This is a genomic window from Aliivibrio finisterrensis (assembly GCF_008933155.1).
Taxonomy (GTDB): Bacteria; Pseudomonadota; Gammaproteobacteria; order Enterobacterales; family Vibrionaceae; genus Aliivibrio; species Aliivibrio finisterrensis.
On record NZ_WBVP01000002.1, the window covers coordinates 55816 to 80693 of the forward strand.

Consider the following 24878-nt stretch of genomic DNA (forward strand, 5'->3'; position numbering starts at 1 on the left):
TTTTGTCATCATCAAGCTAACTTAGCTCAATAATAAATGTGGTGGAGGGATAGGGATTTGAACCCTAGAACCGCTATTAACGGTTGCCGGTTTTCAAGACCGGTGCTTTCGACCACTCAGCCATCCCTCCACGGGACTCTTCTGAAGCATCTGCCTCATCAAGTGATGTCGCGCATTATAGAGAAAATGAGATCAGGCGCAAGTCTTTTTTTTAAATAAATCACAACTGTCTATTACTTATACGATTAGTTTAATATATAGTCAAAGATAGGCAAAAAACTCAAATAAGTAGATAATAGCTAAATCACAAAATAGTATATAAAGAAGGAATGAATATGATAAATCTAAAAAAACTAGAAGAAATGTTTGAAGAAGAGCATGAGTTTATCCAGCAACTCTTTCAGCTTTACCTAGATGAGCATCAGTCAGTACCTCAATTAATTAATGCACAGTATAGTGCAGATAACCGAACCGCTTTATTTCATACCCTGCATACGTTAAAGGGGGCGCTCAGTTCCCTCTGCGAAGAAAGTGTAATCTCTGATATTGAAAAAAGCGAAATACAACTTAAAAACAATCTGCTACCATCTTCAGAGAGCATTAACAATATAATTACAGGATTAAATAAAGTCTCCCTACAAATTGAAGAATTTCTCGCCTAATTAATTTACATAATATCTGGTAATCATTCCATTACACTATGCTTCAGAGACCAATTAATGATTTCATTAATAGGTTGTGGCTTATTAATATAATAACCTTGAACATAATCACAACTCAATTGTTGTAATTCAATAAGCAGCTGCTCATCTTCGATTCCTTCAGCTACGACTGTGCATCCTAAGTTGTGAGCAAGATAAATAGTAGATGCTACAATTGCATAATCACTATTACCAACAAGCATGTTTCTAATAAAAGACTGATCTATTTTAATTTGATTAAAGGCCAAAACTCTTAATAGAGATAAAGAAGAATACCCTGTTCCAAAATCATCAATACTTATATAAAAACCTAATTCTGATAATTTTGATAAAATTAAATAGGCAGCATCAACATCAGACATTAAGGCACTTTCTGTTATTTCCAGTATCATACTAGAAGGTTCAAGTTGTTTATTTGTCACCATATTAAACAATTGATTATATAAATCGTTATCATACAAGTCCAATGACGATATATTTATGTGAACCTGATAATTTAAATTATGATCTCTAAAAGTCCTTATATCTATTGCAGCCTGAGATACAACCCATTGTGTAATTTCTTTAATATAATGATTTTTTTCAGCAATTAATATAAATTTATCAGGAGGGATCATACTCCCATCTTTCTGCGGCCAACGAATCAAAGCCTCATACCCATGCAGTGTTTTATCAATACTATTTACTATTGGCTGATAATATAGTTCAAACTCTTTACTTGGAATGGCATATACTAACTTACTTAAAATATCCACTTCATCATTAATTGAACGAGCAAAGTTATCTGAATAATAATCAATAACTAACCCTAATTTTTTCGCTTTATAGCAAGCAATGTCTGCTCGCTTAAGTATTTCATCGGCATCAGTTATATCATTTGAATAAATTACATTACCAATAATAGGCTGGAGTATATAGTTTCTGTTTTTTATTTTTATTGGTTTAATTAACAACTCATATATTCCTAAAGCAAAACTATCAATCTTACCTTTGTCTATGTAATTACCAATAATTATTATTTGGTTTCCATCGTAAAAGATTGGTACGTTACGATTATTCCTGTATTTCTTTACTAACAACGAAGCATAAGATAATAATATTTTAAATGTTTTATAAGATGAATACTCAATAATAGACGTATGGTTTTTAATTTTAATTTTTGTTATATTGAAATCTTTCTTTTCTTTTATTCTATCACTGATTATATCTCTGTATATCAATTCTTTGCTTTTATTTTCTAGGTTTGATTTTATATTATCACTCTTACTTTTAAATAAAATAAAAATAAACAAAACTTGAGTTAAAAGGGTAACTATAGTTATAACTTCAAAATAATTATAACTATTAACCCAACTTTCCAAAATAAAACTCTCTATATAAACATAAACAAAGGAATAAAAAAACACCCCCAAAATAGTTACTATTCTCTTTAAATAAACATTATCAATGATAAATTCGAAAATCTTACTCGATAAAAAAACAAAAGATATTAAGTTACAAAATAACAATAACTTTAATATTATCCCACTCTCCATAAAGACAACCTTAATACATATTCAACACATGATTATAATAAAGATTAAACAGAATATAATTCACTTTTTAAATATATCGTTTACAAAGTGTTTCTGCTTGTTTTATGCCTAACTTTTCATTTGATAAATCTAAATTTTCATATAACTCTTTCAACATCTTAATCTCACAGTAAAAAACTCCATATCGATTCAAAATAGAGAGACAAACTACTCGTGAGCAATGAAATAATGCACTTTTAAACGACTCTTTAACCCACCATACAGCATAAGTGGGAAAGCGGCACCCTAACTCTGGATTAAATAAATCAATTGTTTTTATTAAATCAAAATTTGCTTCCGCTTTGTCAGTAAGAATCTGATACCGACTTATTTCATTTAAATATATAGCGTATGAACCTTGTTTATCTTTTGTATTGAATAGTTTCTTGTTAAGTTCCAAGTACTCCATAACCTACCCTTGTAGCCACTTTTAATTATTATAATAAAATATTTTTTATACTATGGTATAAAAATGAACAAGCCACAATGACCATATATAGGAATCGGTGTATTTATGTAATCAACATCACATTTAGTTAACACTGCATATTAAATATGAGACAACAAATATATTGACATCATACATTCTGCAAAAAATAGCTCTATAATTCAGACCAGTTTCATAAGTAAAGAACCTAAATTGTCTTAAAGCTAGTGTCGACTTTGCTCCATCCAATGTGTTCAAACTAGTATTTGCTTTATTTTTACCATTTGAATCAGTCAATTTGACGATCATATTTAGTTTTGAGCATAAATTTCCTTTCTAGCGAGAGCATCATACATATTACCACTTAAAGAACATGTTTAGATAATCACGGTTAAAAACCAAGAGTCTAACGTTATCAATTGCCTTTATTTGGGCCAATTATTCTCAGTGACACATAGAGCAAAAAGTTGATGCCATATTCGTAAATTATGCTTAGTCATCATTGCTGGTTTAAACGTAGTCATATGTTTCTAATTGGCATTCTTGTTGACGAGACCATATCTCTCATTACCTGACTGTAGATTAAAATAATCTACGGAAAAGATGAATGTGATTAATTATATTGATAGTAATCGATTAGTTTGAGATGTTAAAACGTTTGTTAGTGTCTGAAAAAGCTAATTATTTTCAGCTTCAACAGATAACGAGAATTTAAGAGTAATTCGGTACTACCTTATTATTAAAAATAATTCGCAACAAATTTAAATTTTATGTCCTAAACTGTTTACTAAGGTAGATGAAACTTATCACATTAAATTAAGGTACTAGGTTATGAAAAAGACACTTACTATTCTTACTACCCTTGCATTGTTCGTATCTAACTTACTGTATGCAAACCCCTACTTAGGGTTCAAATTAGGTTATACATGGCTACCCGATAAGTGCTATACAGGTAAAGTGTGCGTTGATAATAGCTCTACGGCTACCGGATTATTTGGAGGCTATAGCTTTAATGACATAGTAGACTTTGAGATGGGTTATGACTTTTTAGGAGATGCCGGCCTTGCCAGTACAAACGTAAGAGTCCTAACCTTAGCACCAAAAATAAATTATAATTTAACAGATAAAATAGACCTATATGGTAAATTTGGAGTTGGTTATGCTAATTATGGCCCTAGCTCTGATAGTTCATTTCTTGGTGCGCTGGGACTGGAATATATCGTAATGAAAAATGGTTCAATCCGATTTGAATATCAAGCTTTAACTGATATTAATAATAACATTGTAAGTACATATACTAACACTGCGTCAATTGGGTTTTCTTATCACTTCGGTACTAGTGAAAAACTGGCACAGCCTAGTGTTAAATCTCAACCTGAAGTTAAATCTCAACCTGAAGTTGAATCTGAAGCAGAAGAAGTTATTATCGCAATCGCAGTAACTGACTATATTGAAAACCAACGACTTGGTACCGTGTTATTTGCCTCTGGAAGCGCTGAGATTAATGATACTAGCGCATTGCTTTATACTATCGAACTCCTAACTCAATCCCCTCAATATCATATAAATATTATAGGTCATACCGATTCAATTGGAACAGCCCAATATAATAAATTTTTATCACTACAAAGAGCTCGTTCAGTCGCAGATAAACTAATAGAGGAAGGAGTAGAACCTGAACAAATATCAGTCAAAGGAATGGGTTATACTGATCCGATAGCAAGTAATGATACAAAAGAAGGCCGTGCCAAAAATCGCCGTGTGGACATAATTTTATCAGATGAAAAATAACTTTAACATTAGAACTGTATTCTTTTTCAAGTCGAGTAACTTAACGCTCGGCTTCTTTTCTTTCTACTGAGATACGATACACAATTACTCTTTATCGCCCAAACTGGTTAAATTTTAACAGTGACAACTACCCTGCCAGATAGGGAAATCGTGCTGATGTTTATCAGATTGACGTGGTTCCTGGTTAGGTTGGAATTGCTAGAACAACACCAGATTGGAGTTAAAATGTGTAGAGAATTAGGCGCTTAAGTACCAATCAAGAAAGTTATTTTGAGAGAGTTAACAAACCAGATTAATTATCATTGATATCGATTAGGTTTTTATAGTATAGATGTTAATAACAAGGAAAAACCGAGATATACATAGGTAAGGAAGGTAACATTATGCATTTATCTGATAATGTCAATAATATAAAAAAAATGGATAGCATTAACATTCTAATTATCGACAATTGTCAAGTCTTCTCGTTAAGTCTTTCCAAGATGCTAATGTTATTAGGTTTCAAATCAATACATTGCGCTTATTCCTATCAACAAGCAATTCGTATGTGTTCAAAAAAACACTACTCCATATTATTTATTGATTACCATTTGGAACAGGATTTGAATGGCTCAGAGCTTTATGATTTATTAAAAGATAAAGGCTTTATTGAGTCTTGTAGTAGATTAATCACTATATCTGGTGACAATACAACCCAAACCGTACTGAGCACCCTATCAAAAGGGAATGGTGAGTACCTCTGCAAGCCTGTTAGTAAAGCAATTCTAAATAATAAAATGGTAAACGCTTGTCAAGAGTATAAAATGTTCAGCTATTTATATAATTTAAAGAAAAATAGCTATAACCTAGAATCACTCAAAGCACATACTATCTTTTTAGCTAAAAGCAAAAATATAAATGAACTCGACCAATTTTTATTTGACTTGTTTACCCATGATGAAAAAGATTGTCTACTTAAACTTTGTAATGAACCGGAATTTGTCAATAGACGAAACTACATTCTAAAAAAACTGCAGTTAGAAGCAGATCTTAACGTTAGAAGACAAAGTGAACTTATAGAATCGGCGGAATCTCTTTGCCGTATATATCCATTATTCCCATCGGCTTTTGACTTTTTAAGTAGATTACAAACACAACAATCTTGTTATGAAGATGCTCTTTTTTCGGCTCATTCTGCTTTAGAATTAACACCTAGTATCCCTCATAGAGCACTTAATACATTAAAACTAGCTTTAACTTGTAATAACAAGGTATATTTTATTAAATCTTCACACTTACTCGCCAACCACTTACCAATAGCGGATCCTGACTGGTGTTCATACATAGCAGAATGCTTTAATTATTACGATAGCTACATTCAAAACTGTCAATCTGAAAAGGAAAAAAACAACCTCCTTATTGAACAACAAAATGTCGCCCGCCGTTTTGAGTATCGTTTAACGGAAACTCAAAAAAAACAATTACTAATTTTGCTCAATTTTAGTAAATGTAAACGTTTGATAATGGATGGTGATATTATTAAAGCCAAGAAAATTACATTAAAAAGCATACAGCCTTTTTTTGATGATTTGCATCGATTGAATTCCGTTATTCTAATTGAACTATTGTACTTACTATCCTTTTTTGGCGAACTATGGTTAATCGAAAGAGTTAATTTTATATTAAAAACAAAAAATCACTTTAATATCTATTGTAAAAATTATTTAAATACTTTAAAAGAAGACGTTGGAATACAAGAATCTATTTTATTACTTTCACAAACCATCATTGAGTTTGATAGAGTTGAAAATATTAATTTATCCATTGACATGGTAAATAATAAATTAAACCATTATCAAAATATATTAATTCAATTTCCATATTCTTCAGAAATAATTATTGGGATATTAGAATGTTATGTTGCTTTAAGTATAGATAACCCTAAAAAAACAAGCTCTATAGTATCTTTAGTCCAAGGGGTCCCTTTATCTAAAACGTTGATGGAGAGAAGAGATAAAGTATTAAAATCATTACATGTTCATGATTTTTTCATTAAAGAACAAAGTGCTATGTTAGGTAATTCAACAATGCCAAAAAAAATTATTCCACAAGAAGATGTATCATTTAAAATACCTCTCATAAAATAATGGGAAATTATACATCTTATATTATTACCTTTTAAATTCTACTTATTAGACTACACTTAAGGTTATTTAATAAAAAGTTGGTCATCAATAGCTTAGGCTTGGCAGTAAATAATTATTATTTATGGCCTCTATGTTAATAATTCATTAAGTTTATTTGATGTATTTATTCGAGATTGAGCTTTTATAGTACATTATACCGCTAAATTATAAAGAGATTATCAGATCTAAGACAACTCGGTAATAGAATGAGCTGTTACTATACCAATAACAATAAGCAGCTGTTTGTAAATGGATACCCGAACATGCAAAAAGTGTTAACATCTACCATCGACATTCCTAAGAAAATGCAAAATATGCTCGATAGTTTATCAAATATCATAAATATTCCTTCTGCATTAATTATGAATATTTCTAGTAATGAGCTTAAGATTGTATCATGCAGTTCATCTAAAGAAATGTCTTACCTTAAAGGTGTGCAAGAACAACTCCATCAAGGATTATATTTTGAGTTTCCTCTATATTGGCCTGACAACACACATTCCGGTAGCTATGTATTCTAGATAAACAATGAAATTTATTTTCTGCTGCTTATCAAAAGATGAAAACAACTTATCAATATTCAATCGCAGTTCAGATTAACATTTTGTACCAGCATGCTAATTTACTTCATCGAAATCAAACTTTGCAAGCTGATGCGGCAAGAGCAACTCAGCAGCCACATGAAATAAAAATCAAATTACCCAAGGAAATTCAATGCTAAAAGTCGCAGAGGGAAAAGTAGAAGTCTATAAAAAATATGATGTTAATAGTGGACTTCTAAGCTCTACTGCCATTATCCAGAATATAGATAAGCTGATTCAAAACGAAACTACAGTTGCTGTTCTTCATGCCCGCTTTCCTAATTTTCGAAAAGTTCAGCAAGAGTATGCCTATCAAGCTTTTGACTCTTTATTGGTTAAATTTCGCTCAAAATTAACGAAGATTTCCGACATTTTAATGGCTGACCGTTTAGGTCTTTCCGATATCCTAACTATTGCTCAAACTAATAAAGAAAAACTGCCACAGCTTTGCCGTCAAATATCTAAAATAAGCCAAGCTAGCTATACTATAAATGAACAATCTCTCTATTTACAAAGTTATATTGGTGCAGTACATTCTAAAAAAAGCTTTTCTCGTTTAGCTTTACTTCAGTCTGCTTATAACACCATGGTAAAATGCCATAACTTAGGCAAAAAATTTGCAATTGCAAATGTATCACTACCTACTCAATCGGTCGTGTCTGATCATAATATCGAACGCTATTTATTAGGAGCCGTTCATAATCAAGATTTTTTCTTACATTATCAACCTAAAATATGTCCAGTAACTAAAGGATGGATTGGCTGTGAAGCGTTACTACGTTGCAATCACCCACAGCTAAGAGCAATTTCTAGCGATGTATTAATACAACTGGCAGAACGAAATAGTCTTATTTATGAATTAGGGTACTTTGCACTTCGTAACTCAATTCAACAAGCTTCAGAATGGATTATACACTCACCAAACTTTGTTATGGCCGTAAATATTTCACCAATCCAACTAAAAGATCCTCATTTTGTTTCACATATTAAGCAATTACTTAATCTACACCAATTACCTGCTCGAAATCTAGAATTAGAAGTTACAGAAAGTTGCTTAATTTCAGATGAACTACTGGCGATTGATACATTACTTCAATTAAAAAATATGGGTATATCTATTGCTTTAGATGATTTTGGTACCGGCTACGCTTCATTCCAATACCTAAAAAAGTATCCATTCTGTGCATTGAAAATAGATAAAAGCTTTATCGATGATATTGAAATAAACACAGATGACCAAAATATAGTATCCGCGATGATCAGCATCGCAAAAAAATTAAGACTAAAAGTGACTGTTGAAGGCATTGAGAATCAAAATCAAGAGGCATTTGTTATCAAACAAGGTACAGATCTAGTTCAAGGCTATCTCTATTCAAAACCTATTTCAGCACCCGATTTTGAAAAGAAGCTATTTAATCAATCTTAAGTTGGCGTATCTTATATCAATGTATGTAATTTACCCTCTGAAAGATTGTTACAGCAACAACCGCTAGATCTGATATCCTTGTTAACAATACTCATAATAAAATGAACCTAATAGCATGAATATTCAAAAAATCGAACAAGACGTTCAACAATGGTTAGAAGATGTAGTTATAGGTCTTAATCTTTGCCCTTTTGCTGCAAAACCTAACCGTAATAAACAAATCAAAATTTTTGTATCTGAGGCAAAAACAGAAGAGGTCTTGCTTGAAGATATTCTACAAGAACTGATGAACTTAGATTCTAAAACTGCTGAAGAGTTAGAAACAACTTTAGTTGCCATTCCAAACATGCTGCAAGATTTTATGGATTATAACTTCTTCTTAGATTGGGTTGATGCACTTATCAAACAACAAGACTGGGAAGGCACATTCCAAATTGCGACTTTCCATCCTGATTACTGCTTTGGTGGTTCTGAGCCTGAAGATGATGAGAATTTAACAAATCGCTCTCCATATCCAGTTCTTCACCTTATTCGTGAAGAGAGCATGGAAAAGGTGCTAAAACACTACCCTAACCCTGAAGCTATTCCTGATACAAATATTGCCCGAGTAGAAGCGTTAACGCCTGAAGAGCGTCGAAAACTATTCCCGTACCTATTTGTATAAGCTACGCTATCTGTATCACTAGATTTAACTGAGAGATAATAATGAAACGTGTTGTTTTATATGTCGCTGACAAATGCCCACATTGCAAAGATGCACAGCGTTACCTTGATTCTAAAAAAATTGCATATAGATTGACCAATGCAAAAATGCAACGAGGACGCAAGGAATTACAAGCCATGGGTGCTCGTTCTATCCCTGTTCTTAAGATTGGTGATCAAGTGATGGTTGGTTGGAACCAGAAGAATTTCGATAAGATGTATAACAGTTAATCGCTCTATCTCGCAGAATGGTAAATAATAAAAATGGAGCTGGTTAGCTCCATTTTTTATTCTTGAGATCTAGGCTTTATTATCCAAAGATCTTACTCCAAATGCTTGGATTACGCTTTTTGTGGTATTCAACTCGTAGCTCGTCAACTTGCTCAAGTGCCGCTTGTGCTTTCTCTAAATCACCCGCATCCAGTTCTGTTTTAACTAACGCAACAGAAGCCGATAACTTATTAAACCCTTCTTGGTACATCGCTTGCTTTTCTGGGGTATATTCGCCTTGCTTTAACTGTTTGATCAACGCTTCTAATTTAGAAACAGCTTTAGCCATCTCCTCAATAGAGGTCGCTCGCTCACCTAACTTATACTCTAATCTCATCTCTTTCATGACGGATTTCATATCTACAGGTGCGATAGCGACCATTGATTGGTCACCAATCATATGCGTAAGCTCAGTTGTTGTATTTGCAGCAACGCCCGCAGAAAAAGTCAGAGCTAGTGTTAAAAATAAAGTTTTCATAATAATCCTTTAAATAAGCAAGAGAAGCAGTGTAATGTATTGCCTCTCATACTCACAGGACTAATATGTTTCAATAGCATAATGGACCATATTTTTATCAATCAACAGTGATGCTATCTACATAGATAATGTAATTCTGTTCTTTATTTATCTCGCCTTTAAGCGTCACTTTATCGTTTGGTTTTACTTGTGAGCTTGGCATCTTATCGCCATCAATTTTGACATTTAATGTTCCGGTATCATCTTTAAATACAAAGACTTCTTTGCCTAAAGGCTCTACTAAATACCCTGTAAGTAAGATTGGCGTATCATCAAGAACAGCACCGGCATTCAATACTGACTCTACTGTATTTATCCCATCAACAGGTTTTGAAAATTGATCCTGATAATTCGCTGTTTGATCGTTAGCCAATGCAAGAGTTGATGAACAAGCTAATATTAGTGTAAATAAAAAATGTCTCTTTTTCATAATGAAATACCTTTAATGTAATTAGACCAATGGAAATTTAAACTACATTAATATTTGTAACTTTATTTTATTACTAACTTCAAAAAAGTTATAAATATACAGTAGATTTAATAAACATCCATTTAGAGATTACGCCTAGTTTTTAGTTATATCAACCCCTAGATTATTTTTAATTTATCACAAAAAACAATACTGCAACCAATAAATACGCAACCATTAACGTCTTAATTAACATGATGGATATTACGTATATATTAATTTAAAGATTCACTTAAAAAATCAAACATAATAAAAGAATAGATTCAGGCTTTAATATAAATTAAAACCTGAATATGATAACTTGAAATAAATACTCACTTTAACGGTTTTAGTAACTGTTTTATCACACTGGCCAAACTCATAAATACAATCATCATGGCGAGTAATGGCAATATAATCCACATACCTATGTGCAATGTAGGCTCAAGTTTAAAGCCCCATTTCACTAAGCTAAATACGATTGCCTCTGCGCCCATTACCGCAACAAAGCCTGCGGCTAATGCCATGACCCCATATTCACTCCATAATGTCTGGCTAATACGCTGACGGCTTGCACCAAGGGTTCTATAAAGGGTAATTTCACGTTGACGCTGATACAAACTCAAACGCAGTAAAGTGAATATTAACAACACGCCACTAACCACACCTAAACCAGCTAAAACACTCAATGACCACGTGATTTGAGCAAGCATCGCTTGGATTTTTCCACCCATGGTTCTAAAATCCAACAAACTCACGGTTGGATAATCACGGGCTAATTGATTCAATAGCGTATTTTCGTTGTCATCGACTTTAAAGCTCACTAACCAAGTGGCAGGTAGATCAGCAATCACATCAGGCGTAAAGATAAAATAGAAGTTCGGTTTCATGCTCTGCCAATCCACAACACGAATAGAGTTCACCTCAGCAGAAAAGAGTTGGCTGTTTACCGAAAAACTCAACGTATCGCCAATTTGAATATCTAAATCATTAGCAACGTCTTGCTCGACAGAAACACCATTAGAATTACTCCACTGCCCAGCAACCACTTCATTATGAACAGGAAGCTCATCACGCCAAGTAAAGTTTATTTCACGACGTAATGCATCTGAGCCTTGGCCTTCGCCTTTCATTTTCTCTTTGGTGCTTTCACCGTTAATTTCAGTTAAACGCCCACGAATAATTGGATAACCCTCCGACCTATCTAGCTTTTCATTATCTAATGCTTGTAAGTATTCTTGTTGCTCATAAGGCGCAATGTTCATCGCAAATACATTCGGTGCATCAGGCGGAAGCGTTTGTTGCCAATCGCCCAACAGATCAGTTCTCACTAACCAAATCACGGCAACTAGCATCAATGAACCCGACAATGCGGCTAATTGCATCATGCTGTTTTTGGGAGAACGTTTAATGCGACTAAGCGCTAAGGTCATCGCTGCACCCCATTTAAAGCGTCCAATCAGGTGTAGTAGACCATAGCTAATACCCGCAAGTAAAACAAACAGTACGACTAAACCAACTGATACCATCCAGACTAGGCTGTTATTTCCGTACATAAATAAGAAAGCGACTACTGGCACCGCAATTAACCATAAGCCTTTTTTAGAAGATGCGGTTATTTGAGATTGAAGTACCACTATCGCAGGAGTGTCTAATAAGCGCAGTAGTGGGATGCCTAAAGCAGGTAAACCGATAAGCAGCGCAACGACAGAACCAAACGCAAATGGCTGCCAACCGTAACTTGGTAGATCTTCTGGTAAAATTCCCGTAAGAGGGATGCGTAATAGCAACTCTAAACCAAGGCCAATTAATGATCCCGCAACTATACCTGTGAAGAACATCAAACCCACTTGGCTTAATAACCAACGTTTCAGCCACTGCTTGCTTGCGCCCATGCTTTTTAACATTGCTACCGTATTGGCACGACTGGTCGCATAATGCTGACACGTTAATACCAAGGTGACAGATGCCATTAATATCACCATCAAGATAGTCAATGACAAATACTGTTTGGCTTTTTGCATTAGATCAGCGGTTCGACCTTGAGTCTCTTCGCTTATCCAACGCTCTCCTGCTTGCAACTCATAGTCACTTTGCAATAACGATATCGCACTATCATTACCTTTAAATAAAGTGCGATATTGAACACGGCTGCCCAGTTGAATAGCGCCTGTTTTATCTAAATCTGCCTGATGGATAAACACACTCGGCATTGTTCGAAATGGATTAAATGCCAATTCAGGCTCTGATTCAATCACGCCACTTATTGGCATTTCAGCATCACCAATGGCAATCACATCACCAATATTGAGTTCAAGTAATGATAAAAGGCGATCAGCGATCCACACTTCTCCCGGTTTAACTTGGCTATGGATTTGGTTATCAGCCCCATTTAATAAGAGTTCACCGCGAAGTGGGTAATTACTTTCTACCGATTTCACACTCACCAATTGCATTCCTAAATCACTGAATGCCATAGTTTGAAAACGCACTTGAGAGGATAACGTCACATCCAGCTCTTGCGATTGTTGTAAGATTAATTCAGGCGTTGGATTAGCTGAACTGAATACAAGATCCGCAGCCATCATTGAACGACCTTGATCTGTCATGACTTTTTCTATTCGAATCGCCAACGCAGACAAGGCCACTACACAAGCAACGATCAAGGTTAATGATGCTATTACAGGCCACAATTGGCCTTGCCAGATCTCACGCCAACTCCAACGTAATATCATTTTGTTGCCAGAAGAACGATGGTTTCCTGAAGAGCTTGGTGCTAATGATTGCTCATTCATTTCACTTCACCTCTTCGTGGATCTGCCCTGCATTGATGGTAAGTGTGCGCTCACATCGTGCTGCCAATTTGGGATCATGAGTAATAAGAACCAGTGTAGTGCCGTGTTTTTGGTTCATCTCAAATAAGAGTTCAATAATGTGTTCCGCAGTGGATTGATCTAAGTTACCTGTCGGTTCATCTGCAAAAAGAATACGAGGCTGAGTCATGAATGCTCTCGCTAAGGCCACACGTTGCTGCTCTCCACCTGAAAGTTGAGAAGGAAGATGTGTTTCTCGCCCAGTAAGACCAACTGAATCTAACAACTGTTTTGCTTTTGCAATATCTTCACCTTCACCACGTAAAATCGCAGGTAAGGTAACATTTTCAAGAGCAGTTAAAGAAGGGATAAGTAAGAAGCTTTGAAACACAAAACCAATCGATTCACTGCGTATTTGAGCACGATCTTCGTCATCAAGCTGGGATAGGCTTTGCCCTAATAATTCAATATAACCAGACGTGGGAATATCTAGCCCTGCAAGCAAGGTCATTAAGGTTGATTTACCGGCACCAGAAGTCCCCACAATCGCTACGCTTTGTCCTGATTGAACCTCAAAGGAGATGTCTTTTAAAATGATGAGTTCTGCATCATTTGAGATCACTGATTTTCCTACTGAACTCACTTTTATCGCTGTGGTCATTGTCCTTTCCTTTTGAAGTTGCTCTTACTATCTAGGTTCTTATGCTATTGAGCGTATTGTATACCCAATAGACTCGCGATCATCAATTTCTTTTACACTTCTTTAACTAATCCTTATACTTCAAAATCGTGAACTCTGCTATTCTACTGTGACTCGATTAATTAAAGGTTGAATATGCGTAAAATCCTCACTCTTTTCATTGTTCTACTGAGCAGTCAATTATTTATTGTTAAGCAAGCTTATAGCGAAACCTTACTTATCCTTGGTGATAGCTTGAGTGCTGGCTTTAACATGCCAATTGAGCAAAGTTGGCCTTCACTGCTACCTCTACAGCTAGAGAAACTAGGCAAAATAACCAAGGTTGTTAATGGTAGTATTTCAGGTGATACAACAGGAAATGGATTAGATCGATTACCCACCCTCCTGAAACAGCACCAGCCTGACTATGTCCTTATCGAATTGGGTGCTAATGATGGCTTGAGAGGTTTTCCACCACAAAGAATCAGCGCGAATTTAGAGAGTATTTTTACTCAAATTAACGCTGCCAATGCAAAACCGTTACTCATGCAAATTCAAGTGCCACCTAACTATGGAAAACGCTATAGCCAAGCATTTGGATCACTCTACCCCACATTAAGTGAGAAACATAACATTCCTCTACTGCCCTTTTTCTTAGAAGAAGTGATCATAAAACCAGAGTGGATAATGAAGGATGGGCTGCACCCAAAACCTGAAGCACAACCATGGATTGCTGAGTTTATGGCTAGAGAATTAGAGACTTACTTACAGTAATCTGAAAATCTGGAAATCGTTCAATAAATGCTAAATATAAAAACTGACTTTGATAGCATTTATTTTGAAAATTCGCGAATTATTCCAGCAAATTCCTTTGGTTTACTAATGTAATAACCTTGAATAAAATCGCAACCCAACGCTTTAAGTTCAGTAAACCTTTCCTCGTCTTCAACCCCTTCAGCAACCACGTTACACCCCAGGTTATGAGCAAGATAGATAGTGGAAGTGACAATCGCATAATCATTGTTACCAATAGTCATATTACGTATAAAAGATTGATCAATCTTTATCTGATTAAATGGAAGGACTCTAAGCAGTGATAACGAAGAATACCCTGTTCCAAAATCATCAATACTGATATAAAATCCAAGCTCTGAAAGTTTTTCTAACATCAAATAAGCGGCGTCTGCATCAGCCATTAATGCACTTTCGGTTACTTCTAGGATAATATCAGATGATAATAACCATCGGTTATTAACTAAGGTTGATAATTGTTCATAAAGATCGTTATCATGAAGGTCTAACGTTGATATATTAATATGTATTTTTGAAAATATATTATTTTTTTTAAATTCATTAATATCATGAACTACTTGATTAATTACCCATCGTGTAATCACTTTAATTTTATTATTTCTTTCTGCAATTTTAATAAATTTATCTGGGGGTATGATTGTACCATCATCTTGAAACCAACGTATTAGCGCTTCATAACCATGGACCGTCTTATCTGAACTTTTAACGATAGGCTGATAATAGAGCTTAAATTCATTATTAGGAATTGCATAAACTAATTTATTTAGTATTTCTATCTCCTCGCAAATAGATTTAGAATAAGATGCGCTATAAAAACCAACGCCTAACCCAGATTTTTTAGCCTTATAACAGGAAATATCTGCCTGCCTAATAATTTCATCTGCAGTTTTTCTGCTCGATGTATTTATCACGCACCCCATAATAGGTTGAAGAATAAATATTTTATTATTCATCAATATTGGCGTTATCAATACATTATATACTTCTGACGTAATGTCTATCAATTCACTTTTATTTACTTCAGAAAGTATAACAATAATTTCACCACTATCATGATAGAACCTTAACTTATTATTTTTCATGCTTTTTTTGGTCATCAAAATAGCATGGGATACCACCTTAATGAAGGTTTTATTTTTAGAAAAATCTACCAATTTATCTCTATTGCTGATTTTTATTTTGATTAAGCTAAAGGGTAAACCTAACTGAATCAACTTTGTGATGTCTTTTTCGTATGCACATATACTACTTCTACTTCTACGTCTACTATTAGAATTCATTTTCCTTATCAAATATATTTTATGTAACATTAGAATAAAGATTAAAAACAAATGAAATGAATTAATTGTAAAAAATAGAAAAATAATATCTAAACTTTCTATTGAAATTAAATCAAAAAAATGAACCCCAAGACACACGCAAATAAAAATATAGGCAGGTAAAATGAAAAATAAATATAATCTTAAAATAAAATTATCATAACTTATGATTTTATAAATAACTGAAAAATAAAAGAAATATATTAACGCGCATAAATTAAAGACCATAAAAATTATAAACAATATAGAAAAATCCATATGAATCATCCCAAATAGACCAATATTATTTAATGCTCACGATGAAAAATTTCAATTATATATTTAAAATAATAATTAAAGAATCACTATATCTTAGTTATCTATCTTGTAATCTAACTTAAAGAATCCAACTTCGAAGTGAGGGATTATCTAATAAATAATTAGTTTATCCCGAATTTAATTGCGAAGTGCAACACTCGCCAATATCAAGCAGTCAATACCGTTTCTTTAAAGACAATCGCTCCTTGCTGTCAACGATGCTTGGTCTATCATCGATAGAAACAGCATTCTTGATCGCTTGTGCTTTCTCTTCTACACCTTTCCATGAATGTCGCACTTATTATCTGAAATCGGGAGTAATTTTTAAAAAACACAGTGGGTTCCTATAGTCCTAAGCCCCTTTTAAGACAGCTATTTATACTTGTTTAACGTAAGCACACTATGAGGCATCAACATGATTAGCGCCTCTGCGGCCTTGGTGTACTACCTATTTCAATGACGAGAAGAGCACCGTAAGTTCGGCAGTTAGCTTACTATTTGATGCCTTCCCATGAACCCCGTACTAAATATCTAATAATTAGACCTTAACAATTTTAATCTTACCAAGAGAGATAAATTACTTTACCATTGGTATTTATAAATGAAATGTTATTATAAAAAGATAAATGTTAGTCATATTACCTTTATAACTTGAAGATGTCGCACCTATAGATAGGTCTACATCTGGTGCTACTTGGTAACCCGCTTCTAAAGAGTACAATATTGATGTATTTTTATCTCTCACTTTAACCTCATCAATATAAATAGAATTCGACCAATATAAAGCGCCAATGCCTGCTCTAAAAAATATATCATTATACTGATATTTTGAAACTGCAGATAATGAAACACCTGGTCCTGGGCTCATCAAACTAGTACCTAAATCGTTAGCATCATCAGCCGTTATACTACCATGAAAGTTGCCAGGGTGATTTATTCCAACTCGCGCCCCTAAGGATAACACCCCGGTACTTAATTCATTCACATATGGATAATGAGTTAGATTCAGCGCCATACCAACATCTTGAGTATCAAGTTCACTGGAATAATGCTGAAATTTATAATCACTCATACCAAAACCAAGTGATATCTCAGTATTACTTGCAAGCGCAAAGCTTGAAAAAAAACCAGACAAAAAAATCAATAAACTAACGTAATAACCGTTCATTAAAATCTCCCAACATTAGCAATAGAGTTTATAATTTCTATATCAATAAACCACATACAAACAGTCTAGAAGAGTATCTAAATTTTATCCAGCCGTACTCTGAGATAAATTTTCATTACGTTTTATGTATTAATCTCCATCTTAGTCTATAGTTTTACTCTAGGAGTATTAGTAAAAATAGAAGTAACTCGTCCACAGTACAATAATATACCGTCAATTTTACTCATTTTTGGAGAAGTTGTTATGAAAAATATAGTTAAAAAAGATGAAGATAAATTATTCAAGAAAGCACTTGAATTAGGCTGTAAATTATCAGAAATGCAAGGTTATCATATTGTAGATAAAAGCCTTCCTCAGCCTGTTATTGCAAAAGCGGTATATCTATTTTTAGTACAAGTTCGCCTGCTTTCTCCACTCCCTCTTGACAAAACGAATGGTCCAAACATTAAGCATCGATTGGCTATTTGGATGAAAAGAAACATTGACAGCGCTCATTGATATTTTTGTATTTTACTCGGCATCTCAATGAATAAATGGGCACTCAACCGGGTCAAATATTGTTATCGCCATCAGCTTTACGTTTGAAAGAGCATGATTAACTGAGGTATTGACCTAATATAAGCTTATTCGGACAAGCATAAGCATTGCTCGTATGGATAGTACTGGCAGATCTTCACGATTGTCGGAGTCTCGAAGCATGCTACTTCTTAATACATTCGATTCAGACCTTCCTTTAGCCGTCGTAGTTTAAAGTACTATGCCGCCCGCTGATTTCTTAATCACAGTCGAATGACACACTACCGATTTAGTCTTTTGATAGATAGCCCAAGATCTCGCGATTTAAGGGGGCAGCTCTTTCCTATAATCTAGATTATGACGTTTTCACAGCCTACTTATCAGATTTTTGTTCGTCGTACGTCTCAGCCTGTAGAGGACTTTCATATTTTAAAACAACACTATGCTCGGCGCATTAAAAAATCGGTTTTAGCTATTTATCTAAAACCGATTTAAAGATAACCGTAACTTTTTTAAAAGTTTAAACCATTAGAGTTAATACTAATCAAGATCATCTGATGGTGAATCATCAGAACTATCATCAGAATTATCTCCTGACGAACGCTGTGTACCACATAATGTATAGAATTTCGGTTTAAAGTTAATCTTGTTTTGATACTTTAACCAACACTGAGCAAATTCAGAGATCTCGGTAGGTTGATCCTTTACCTGTTCAACAAAGCGGTGCTCAGCGTCTGATTCAGGCGTAAACACACCATTTAGCAAAGATTGCATGGTTCGACCATACGTTTCTAGAATCGTTGCTTCACGGATTGTAAAACCACTACGGCTAAAACCTCTCTTGAAGTTTTTATCATCATAAAATTTCGCTGTTATTCTCATTGATGCTTCTTCGTGACCACAAAAAACGTATATGTAAATCAGAGTGAGACTCTTGTAAAACAAAAAATATTAGCGCTTTCAATTAAAATATTTTATTGTGGCCATTACCACCATCAAAGAGATGAAAACATTGGATACTGATCTGCTTAAAACCTTCTTAGAAGTAACAAAAACGCGTCATTTTGGACGTGCTGCAGAGCATTTATTTCTTACACAGTCTGCCGTGAGCTTCCGTGTGCGTCAGTTAGAATCACAGCTAGGGAATCCTTTATTTACTCGCCAGCGCCATAATGTTCAATTAACGGCTGCGGGTGAGCGCCTTCTTCCTTATGCTGAAGCTATTTTACAAACATGGGGCCGAGCAAAGCAGGATGTTGCATTAACCGAAGAATACAACTCGCAGATCACTATTGGAGCAAGTGCGCTCATTTGGGAATTTGATGGCATTTCTGATTGGATAAACGGTATTTACGATGCCGTTCAAGGATTGGCTCTTCGATTAGAATCCATACCTCGACAAGAACTTGCTAAATCATTACTTGATAAAAGTGTCGATCTTTTTATTACCAGTGAACCACCAAAAATTGATGGTATCCGTGTATGTAAAATTCGTGATTATCAATTGCAATTAGTCTCCAATCAAATCGATTGTACTATTAGCAGCATTCAGCCTCTTCCTTTGGTTTATTTAGATTGGGGAGCACGTTTTTCTATTCAACACAGTAAAATAAATGAATTGCAGAAAACACCTATCCTGCACACTCATTCATCAAGAATGGCACTAGATTATTTAATAGCTCACCCAAGCGTTGGCTATTTACCTGCACCTGTGATTAATCAAAGTGTTGAAAATGGTGAGCTTTATGTGGTTGAAAACGCACCAATTATGGAGCAAGCCCTATATTTAGTGTGGCAAGAAAAAAGCGACAAAGCCGATCTTATTGAACAAATCACGGCAATTAACCCTAATATGGTAACGAAAAGCGTCTAATTTCTCGCTATAAAATACAACAACACAATTAGGGACTCTAAGGAGTCCTTAATTTTATCAGCCATTCAGATAAATCATTGTATTAAAGGGTTTAATAAAATAAATCTAATTACTATAATCATATATCCTTTTGAAAACCCGCTTCCATCTATGGAGTACGACATTGAACGAACATCAAGATTTATCATTCCAACTCGAAACGCTATTCAATGCCGACGACCAACAGCAACAAATAAGCTTACTGGGTGAATTTGTAGAAAATGGGTTAGATACGGGTTCTATTGCGCGTATTTTAGAATCTTTCCCCGTTGATGACCGTGTGCAATTATGGCGACACTTGCCATTAGAAATGCACATTGAAGTATTAACTGAAATGCGTGCTGATGCTCGTGTGGCAATTCTAGAAGAACTGTCAGAGGCAGAGTTAAACTTCACCTTAGCTAAACTGGATAACTTATCGTTAATTGAGTGGGCGGAGTCTCTGCCTGATGAAATATTCAGCCTTGCTTTACAACTTATCAGCCGTGATGAACTCGATTTATATGATGATGCAAAACAGTATGAAGATGACGAAGTGGGTCACTGGGCTGACCGAAAAATTGCAACATTACCTTTTAATGTCAGTGTTGGGCGAGCTAAAAAACTATTAAAAACTAATTTATTTCAATCGCATCAATATATGCACTTGATTAACCGAGCGCATAAATTTCACGGTATTGTGCAATACACAGATATTTTGACTGCTGATGATTCAGTTAAAATCAACACATTGAAATTAGAAGATTGCTTAGTGCTTAATGTGCACCACCCTCTCAATGAAAGTATTGAAGCCGTTGAGCACTCAGCCGTACCCAGTGTGGCGATTATCGACGACGATAATGTTTTAATTGGGCAACTTGATTGGCAATTTGCGATTAATACTCAACGTGAAATTTACGAAACTCGCTTAATGGCCGGTACCGGTATGGATGAAGGGGACGATCTTTTCTCTCCTATCCTTAAGAGTTCAAAAAAACGTGGCGTGTGGCTTGGTATTAATCTTTTGACAGCAATATTAGCGTCTGTAACCATTGGGTTATTTGAAGATGTCATCACGCAAGTGGTTGCGCTTGCCGTATTAATGCCGATTGTGGCTTCTATGGGAGGTATTGCTGGTAGCCAAACATTAACCTTAATGGTTCGTGCGATGGCTCTCAATCAAATCACTCCTGGTAACCGCTTTGCGTTATTAAAAAATGAATTGGGGATTGGTTCAATCAATGGTTTGTTATGGTCATTAATCATCGGCGGTATTGCTGGAGCTTGGTTCCAGTCGTTCGCGTTAGGTGCCACCATTTCACTCGCCATTATTGTAAACATTATTACGGCGGCTCTGTTTGGCGTTCTTATTCCTATCACCTTAGATAAATTTAAGTTAGATCCTGCGCTTGCTGGTTCTGTTATTTTAACTACTGTAACCGATGTGGTCGGCTTCTTTGCTTTCTTAGGAACAGCAAGTTTGGTGATGATGTAAATGCCACACCAAAACACTGAGTCAATCTCGATGGCTCAGTGTTGCTCTCTTAATCCCTCGATACTTACTCACCCGCTTTCATCACATCAAATTTCTCAAACAAAAAATCTAGAAATAATCGAATTCGCTTTGGTTGATATTTTTTACTTATATACACCACATTTAAATCGGCACTTGATACAGACGTCGATGTATTGAAATTCGCCATATAACCATTTAGCAGAGTCACAAGACGTAAGTTATTGATATCATTCTGTACGTCTAATATCGACTTCAAAGCAATTCCTGCTCCTTCTAATGCCCAATATCGAACCACTTCACCATCATCTGAAAATCGTTTAGGTAATACCGTTATAACGTTCTTTTTATCTGTATCTTGAAAATGCCACGTCTTAAGCTCTTCATTACTGCGTACCATCGCAAGGCAATTATGATTAACTAAATCTTGTGGGGTTAAAGGGGTTCCATGCTTAGCTAAATAATCAGGAGAGGCACACAATACTCGATGACTGGACGATAATCGTCGAGATATCAAACTACTGTCAGCAAGCTCTCCATATCTTACAACGATATCAATACCCGATTCGGCAATATTTGAAACATCGTCGTTTAAATAAAGGTAAGGCACGACATCTGGATATAATTTACAAAACTCAGACAAAATAGGAAGAATATATTGCTTACCAATGTCTTTTGGCGCACTGATTTTAAGTGACCCTTTTACTTCTTTCACCCCATTTAATATCAGATCCTCAGTCTCTTTGACATTATCAAGGATCTCAAGACACGCTCTATGGTAGAGATCACCTGAATCAGTCAGGGAAATATGCCTTGTACTTCGATTGAGTAACTTTACTCCATACCTTTCTTCCAAGCCTTGCAGCCTTGCCGTCATTGTTGCGGGAGAAAGTCCCAACTCACGCCCTGCTGCCGCTAACCCTTGATGTTTAACCACACTTACGAACATCGTCATATCAGAGAACTTATCCATCTCTTGCCCTTATTGTTTTTCACTCTTAAGACTGTCAATTATCACTATTCATAAAAACCGAATAATGATTTTATATTTTACCTAATTATCAAATTAAAGCGAACAGATAGAATAGCTGTCATTAAGTAATAACGACAAAGAATAAGTTAAAGGTAAACACCATGAATAAAGAAAAAATGCCATTTCAAGTCTGGATTCTCACACTAGCTGCTTTTGCAATTGGTACTGCTGAATTTATTATTGCAGGCATCATATCTCAAATTGCAACGTCTCTGTCAATAACGGAAGGACAAGCTGGCTACTTAATCAGTGCGTATGCATTAGCCATTGTTATTGGCGGCCCAATCTTAACTATCTATTTAGCTCGATTTAATAAAAAACTGGTATTAACGGGATTAATGACGCTATTTATCATCGGTAATATATTGTCAGCGTTAGCGCCAACCTATCATTTATTGCTCATTAGTCGCGTTATTGCTGGTCTTGTTCAAGGACCTTTTTATGGCATTGGTGCTGTTGTTGCAACCAATTTAGTATCAGAGAAAATGGCAGGCCGAGCTGTGGGCCAAATGTTTGCGGGTTTAACGCTTGCTAACGTACTCGGTGTTCCTGCTGGTACGTGGATCAGCTTACAGTTTGGATGGCACACCACTTTCTTTACGGTTGCTGCGTTTGGTGCAATTGCAATGATTTCAATTCTAACTTCAATTAAATCAACGGGACACGGCGAAGCAAAAGATATTAAAACTCAGTTAATGGCATTCAAGAATCCAATGTTGATTATTAGCTTGGTTATCACCGCATTATCATGGTCTGGTTTTATGACTCTGTATGGCTACCTTGCTCCAATTGCTATGCATATTACTGGCTACGGTGAGTCAGCAGTCACATGGATCCTCGTGATTGTTGGTTTTGGTCTTATTATTGGTAACACATTAGGTGGTCGCTCTTCAGACAAAGACTTAAACAAAGCTTCTATGTTCTGGGCTATTGCCATGATCGTTTCACTAATTGCTGTTGGCCTGGTAGTTGATAACAAAATCTTATTTGTCATTGCAGCCTTTATCTTTGGTATTGCGTCATTTGCTAATGTGCCTGCCATGCAGCTTCGAGTAATGAACAATGGTGGTGAAGGTCAAGAGCTAGCAGCAACTGCAAATATCTCTGCGTTTAACTTAGCAAATGCATTCGGTGGTTTCCTTGGTGGCATGGTGCTTGATAGCCAACTAGGCGCAAGCATGATCCCTTTCACTGCCGTCGCTGTTCCTATCATTGGATTGTTCTTTATTGCAAAAGCAAATAGCAATGACAAAACATCCGCAACATCAATACCTAAATTAGCTAACTAACTCTTTAAATAAAGACTCATCACCTGAGCCTTTTATCAAAGGAATATGACGATGCCTCTCAATTTTGTTACTGGAATAAAGCCATCACATAAAACGACGATTAATGAAATCTCCTTCGGTTTTACCGCTGATGATATCGATGTTTTTAATTACTCATTGCTACAAAAAATAGAAAAATCTCTGATTATTTGCTCACTGTTCTTTATTTATTTGTATGTAAATTAACGCTTATTTTCTCAACACAAACCATAACTATTTTTTAAAAGGGACTCATTATGAACCACGAAAAAACCTCATTCGTTATCATTGGTGGTACTTCTGGCATTGGTGAAGCAATCGCACAGCTGTTGACCAACGAAAGAAATAGTATTCATGTTGCTAGCCGCTCAACAGGTCTAGATATCAGCAATGAAAAGTGCGTTCAACACTACTTTGAATCTATTGGCCCAGTTGATCACCTTATTATCACAGCTGGATCATTTGCTCCCTCAGGAAAAGTGGTTGATGTCTCCATAGAAGAAGCCAAAGCAGCCTTTGATACCAAATTTTGGGGCTCAATTTATGCCGCAAAACACGTTGCTAGATATCTCAAACCTAATGGGTCAATCACGCTAACAACAGGTATGTTATCGCGTAAAGTGGTTGCAAATACTTACACTAAATCAGCAATAAATGCTGCATTAGAGGCGGTAACAAAAGTCCTAGCAAAAGAGCTGGCTCCAATTCGAGTTAATGCAGTAAGCCCGGGATTAACTGCCACCACCGCTTATAAAAATATGGACCCAGCGTCCCGTGAATCTATGTATGACAACGCAAAACAAAATTTACCTGTTGGACACATAGGTCAAGCTTCAGATATTGCAATGGCCTATGTGATGGCAATTACAAACCCATACATGACAGGTTCAATTATCGATATTGATGGCGGCGCGCTAATTAACTAAT

The 24878-nt window shown here is 35.3% G+C and carries 23 protein-coding genes and 1 tRNA gene; 13 read left to right on the forward strand and 11 right to left on the reverse strand.

Features of this window, described 5'->3' with window-relative positions; genetic code table 11:
• Positions 1–39 precede the first annotated feature (39 nt).
• Positions 40–130, reverse strand: a tRNA-Ser gene (locus F8B77_RS02120).
• A 205-nt stretch (positions 131–335) separates the two neighbouring features.
• Between F8B77_RS02120 and F8B77_RS02125 the strand changes: the two genes are divergently transcribed.
• Positions 336–662 carry an Hpt domain-containing protein gene (locus F8B77_RS02125; RefSeq protein WP_151653272.1) on the forward strand — a complete coding sequence of 109 codons (327 nt, stop codon included), beginning with the start codon at positions 336–338 and terminating at the stop codon, positions 660–662.
• A gap of 23 nt (positions 663–685) precedes the next feature.
• Here the strand turns inward: F8B77_RS02125 and F8B77_RS02130 are convergent, their stop codons facing one another.
• Together F8B77_RS02130 and F8B77_RS02135 are read right to left on the reverse strand one after the other, a co-directional pair.
• Positions 686–2236 carry a putative bifunctional diguanylate cyclase/phosphodiesterase gene (locus tag F8B77_RS02130; protein WP_151653274.1) on the reverse strand — a complete coding sequence of 517 codons (1551 nt, stop codon included), beginning with the start codon at positions 2234–2236 and terminating at the stop codon, positions 686–688.
• Positions 2237–2303: 67 nt separating this feature from the next.
• On the reverse strand, positions 2304–2684 hold the full coding sequence (locus F8B77_RS02135) for a hypothetical protein (protein ID WP_151653276.1): 381 nt from the start codon (positions 2682–2684) through the stop codon (positions 2304–2306).
• A gap of 849 nt (positions 2685–3533) precedes the next feature.
• Between F8B77_RS02135 and F8B77_RS02140 the strand changes: the two genes are divergently transcribed.
• The 6 genes from F8B77_RS02140 to F8B77_RS02160 all read left to right on the forward strand — a co-directional run bounded on the left by F8B77_RS02140 (position 3534) and on the right by F8B77_RS02160 (position 9598).
• Entirely contained in the window at positions 3534–4493 is a 960-nt protein-coding gene (locus F8B77_RS02140) for an OmpA family protein (protein ID WP_151653277.1), read from the forward strand.
• Positions 4494–4876: 383 nt separating this feature from the next.
• On the forward strand, positions 4877–6619 hold the full coding sequence (locus tag F8B77_RS02145) for a response regulator (protein ID WP_151653279.1): 1743 nt from the start codon (positions 4877–4879) through the stop codon (positions 6617–6619).
• A gap of 302 nt (positions 6620–6921) precedes the next feature.
• Positions 6922–7179, forward strand: a complete 258-nt coding sequence (locus tag F8B77_RS17920) for a hypothetical protein (RefSeq protein WP_244298169.1) — start codon at positions 6922–6924, stop codon at positions 7177–7179.
• 193 nt (positions 7180–7372) lie between these two features.
• Positions 7373–8665, forward strand: a complete 1293-nt coding sequence (locus F8B77_RS02150) for a putative bifunctional diguanylate cyclase/phosphodiesterase (protein ID WP_244298170.1) — start codon at positions 7373–7375, stop codon at positions 8663–8665.
• A 115-nt stretch (positions 8666–8780) separates the two neighbouring features.
• Positions 8781–9329 carry a DUF1415 domain-containing protein gene (locus F8B77_RS02155; RefSeq protein ID WP_151653281.1) on the forward strand — a complete coding sequence of 183 codons (549 nt, stop codon included), beginning with the start codon at positions 8781–8783 and terminating at the stop codon, positions 9327–9329.
• Between the two features lie 41 nt (positions 9330–9370).
• Complete coding sequence (locus F8B77_RS02160; RefSeq protein ID WP_045104395.1) at positions 9371–9598, forward strand: glutaredoxin family protein; 228 nt, start codon at positions 9371–9373, stop codon at positions 9596–9598.
• A 79-nt stretch (positions 9599–9677) separates the two neighbouring features.
• Here the strand turns inward: F8B77_RS02160 and F8B77_RS02165 are convergent, their stop codons facing one another.
• From F8B77_RS02165 to F8B77_RS02180, 4 genes are all read right to left on the reverse strand, one after another.
• Positions 9678–10115 carry a cytochrome b562 gene (locus F8B77_RS02165; protein ID WP_151653283.1) on the reverse strand — a complete coding sequence of 146 codons (438 nt, stop codon included), beginning with the start codon at positions 10113–10115 and terminating at the stop codon, positions 9678–9680.
• Between the two features lie 97 nt (positions 10116–10212).
• Positions 10213–10584 carry a YgiW/YdeI family stress tolerance OB fold protein gene (locus tag F8B77_RS02170; protein WP_151653285.1) on the reverse strand — a complete coding sequence of 124 codons (372 nt, stop codon included), beginning with the start codon at positions 10582–10584 and terminating at the stop codon, positions 10213–10215.
• 353 nt (positions 10585–10937) lie between these two features.
• Complete coding sequence (locus tag F8B77_RS02175; protein ID WP_151653287.1) at positions 10938–13397, reverse strand: ABC transporter permease; 2460 nt, start codon at positions 13395–13397, stop codon at positions 10938–10940.
• Between the two features lies 1 nt (position 13398).
• Positions 13399–14076: an ABC transporter ATP-binding protein gene (locus F8B77_RS02180; protein ID WP_151653290.1), complete on the reverse strand. Its 678-nt coding sequence runs from the start codon at positions 14074–14076 to the stop codon at positions 13399–13401.
• Positions 14077–14250: 174 nt separating this feature from the next.
• Here F8B77_RS02180 and tesA point away from each other — a divergent pair, with 174 nt between their 5' ends.
• Positions 14251–14868 carry a multifunctional acyl-CoA thioesterase I/protease I/lysophospholipase L1 gene (gene tesA, locus F8B77_RS02185; protein ID WP_151653292.1) on the forward strand — a complete coding sequence of 206 codons (618 nt, stop codon included), beginning with the start codon at positions 14251–14253 and terminating at the stop codon, positions 14866–14868.
• Positions 14869–14927: 59 nt separating this feature from the next.
• Here tesA and F8B77_RS02190 read toward each other — a convergent pair whose 3' ends face one another.
• Both F8B77_RS02190 and F8B77_RS02195 read right to left on the reverse strand, forming a co-directional pair.
• A complete protein-coding gene (locus F8B77_RS02190) occupies positions 14928–16187 on the reverse strand; it encodes a putative bifunctional diguanylate cyclase/phosphodiesterase (protein ID WP_244298171.1) in 1260 nt (419 codons plus the stop codon).
• A 931-nt stretch (positions 16188–17118) separates the two neighbouring features.
• Positions 17119–17691 carry a hypothetical protein gene (locus F8B77_RS02195; RefSeq protein ID WP_151653293.1) on the reverse strand — a complete coding sequence of 191 codons (573 nt, stop codon included), beginning with the start codon at positions 17689–17691 and terminating at the stop codon, positions 17119–17121.
• Between the two features lie 243 nt (positions 17692–17934).
• On the opposite strand from F8B77_RS02195, the gene F8B77_RS02200 reads away from it, so the two are divergent.
• Positions 17935–18189 carry a DUF5062 family protein gene (locus F8B77_RS02200; RefSeq protein ID WP_151653295.1) on the forward strand — a complete coding sequence of 85 codons (255 nt, stop codon included), beginning with the start codon at positions 17935–17937 and terminating at the stop codon, positions 18187–18189.
• A 558-nt stretch (positions 18190–18747) separates the two neighbouring features.
• Here F8B77_RS02200 and F8B77_RS02205 read toward each other — a convergent pair.
• Positions 18748–19089: a MaoP family protein gene (locus F8B77_RS02205; RefSeq protein ID WP_130044846.1), complete on the reverse strand. Its 342-nt coding sequence runs from the start codon at positions 19087–19089 to the stop codon at positions 18748–18750.
• A 130-nt stretch (positions 19090–19219) separates the two neighbouring features.
• On the opposite strand from F8B77_RS02205, the gene hdfR reads away from it, so the two are divergent.
• Positions 19220–20080, forward strand: a complete 861-nt coding sequence (hdfR, locus tag F8B77_RS02210) for an HTH-type transcriptional regulator HdfR (protein WP_167512746.1) — start codon at positions 19220–19222, stop codon at positions 20078–20080.
• 163 nt (positions 20081–20243) lie between these two features.
• Entirely contained in the window at positions 20244–21593 is a 1350-nt protein-coding gene (locus tag F8B77_RS02215) for a magnesium transporter (RefSeq protein ID WP_151653300.1), read from the forward strand.
• 64 nt (positions 21594–21657) lie between these two features.
• On the opposite strand, the gene F8B77_RS02220 is transcribed toward F8B77_RS02215, so the two are convergent.
• The gene (locus F8B77_RS02220; RefSeq protein WP_151653302.1) at positions 21658–22584 is read right to left on the reverse strand and encodes a LysR family transcriptional regulator; all 927 of its coding nucleotides are present in this window, start codon (positions 22582–22584) and stop codon (positions 21658–21660) included.
• Positions 22585–22745: 161 nt separating this feature from the next.
• On the opposite strand from F8B77_RS02220, the gene F8B77_RS02225 reads away from it, so the two are divergent.
• Positions 22746–23933, forward strand: coding sequence for an MFS transporter (locus F8B77_RS02225; protein ID WP_151653304.1), 1188 nt, complete (start codon positions 22746–22748; stop codon positions 23931–23933).
• A 275-nt stretch (positions 23934–24208) separates the two neighbouring features.
• Positions 24209–24877, forward strand: a complete 669-nt coding sequence (locus tag F8B77_RS02230; RefSeq protein ID WP_151653306.1) for an SDR family oxidoreductase — start codon at positions 24209–24211, stop codon at positions 24875–24877.
• The last annotated feature ends 1 nt before the right edge of the window (position 24878 follow it).

What these genes read in the sequence shown, in the direction of transcription:
- F8B77_RS02125 (WP_151653272.1), top strand. Translation starts at nt 336, where the DNA reads ATGATAAATCTAAAAAAACTAGAAGAAATGTTTGAAGAAGAGCATGAG.
- F8B77_RS02130 (WP_151653274.1), bottom strand. Translation starts at nt 2,236, where the DNA reads ATGGAGAGTGGGATAATATTAAAGTTATTGTTATTTTGTAACTTAATA.
- F8B77_RS02135 (WP_151653276.1), bottom strand. Translation starts at nt 2,684, where the DNA reads ATGGAGTACTTGGAACTTAACAAGAAACTATTCAATACAAAAGATAAA.
- F8B77_RS02140 (WP_151653277.1), top strand. Translation starts at nt 3,534, where the DNA reads ATGAAAAAGACACTTACTATTCTTACTACCCTTGCATTGTTCGTATCT.
- F8B77_RS02145 (WP_151653279.1), top strand. Translation starts at nt 4,877, where the DNA reads ATGCATTTATCTGATAATGTCAATAATATAAAAAAAATGGATAGCATT.
- F8B77_RS17920 (WP_244298169.1), top strand. Translation starts at nt 6,922, where the DNA reads ATGCAAAAAGTGTTAACATCTACCATCGACATTCCTAAGAAAATGCAA.
- F8B77_RS02150 (WP_244298170.1), top strand. Translation starts at nt 7,373, where the DNA reads ATGCTAAAAGTCGCAGAGGGAAAAGTAGAAGTCTATAAAAAATATGAT.
- F8B77_RS02155 (WP_151653281.1), top strand. Translation starts at nt 8,781, where the DNA reads ATGAATATTCAAAAAATCGAACAAGACGTTCAACAATGGTTAGAAGAT.
- F8B77_RS02160 (WP_045104395.1), top strand. Translation starts at nt 9,371, where the DNA reads ATGAAACGTGTTGTTTTATATGTCGCTGACAAATGCCCACATTGCAAA.
- F8B77_RS02165 (WP_151653283.1), bottom strand. Translation starts at nt 10,115, where the DNA reads ATGAAAACTTTATTTTTAACACTAGCTCTGACTTTTTCTGCGGGCGTT.
- F8B77_RS02170 (WP_151653285.1), bottom strand. Translation starts at nt 10,584, where the DNA reads ATGAAAAAGAGACATTTTTTATTTACACTAATATTAGCTTGTTCATCA.
- F8B77_RS02175 (WP_151653287.1), bottom strand. Translation starts at nt 13,397, where the DNA reads ATGAATGAGCAATCATTAGCACCAAGCTCTTCAGGAAACCATCGTTCT.
- F8B77_RS02180 (WP_151653290.1), bottom strand. Translation starts at nt 14,076, where the DNA reads ATGACCACAGCGATAAAAGTGAGTTCAGTAGGAAAATCAGTGATCTCA.
- tesA (WP_151653292.1), top strand. Translation starts at nt 14,251, where the DNA reads ATGCGTAAAATCCTCACTCTTTTCATTGTTCTACTGAGCAGTCAATTA.
- F8B77_RS02190 (WP_244298171.1), bottom strand. Translation starts at nt 16,187, where the DNA reads ATGAATTCTAATAGTAGACGTAGAAGTAGAAGTAGTATATGTGCATAC.
- F8B77_RS02195 (WP_151653293.1), bottom strand. Translation starts at nt 17,691, where the DNA reads ATGAACGGTTATTACGTTAGTTTATTGATTTTTTTGTCTGGTTTTTTT.
- F8B77_RS02200 (WP_151653295.1), top strand. Translation starts at nt 17,935, where the DNA reads ATGAAAAATATAGTTAAAAAAGATGAAGATAAATTATTCAAGAAAGCA.
- F8B77_RS02205 (WP_130044846.1), bottom strand. Translation starts at nt 19,089, where the DNA reads ATGAGAATAACAGCGAAATTTTATGATGATAAAAACTTCAAGAGAGGT.
- F8B77_RS02220 (WP_151653302.1), bottom strand. Translation starts at nt 22,584, where the DNA reads ATGGATAAGTTCTCTGATATGACGATGTTCGTAAGTGTGGTTAAACAT.
- F8B77_RS02225 (WP_151653304.1), top strand. Translation starts at nt 22,746, where the DNA reads ATGAATAAAGAAAAAATGCCATTTCAAGTCTGGATTCTCACACTAGCT.
- F8B77_RS02230 (WP_151653306.1), top strand. Translation starts at nt 24,209, where the DNA reads ATGAACCACGAAAAAACCTCATTCGTTATCATTGGTGGTACTTCTGGC.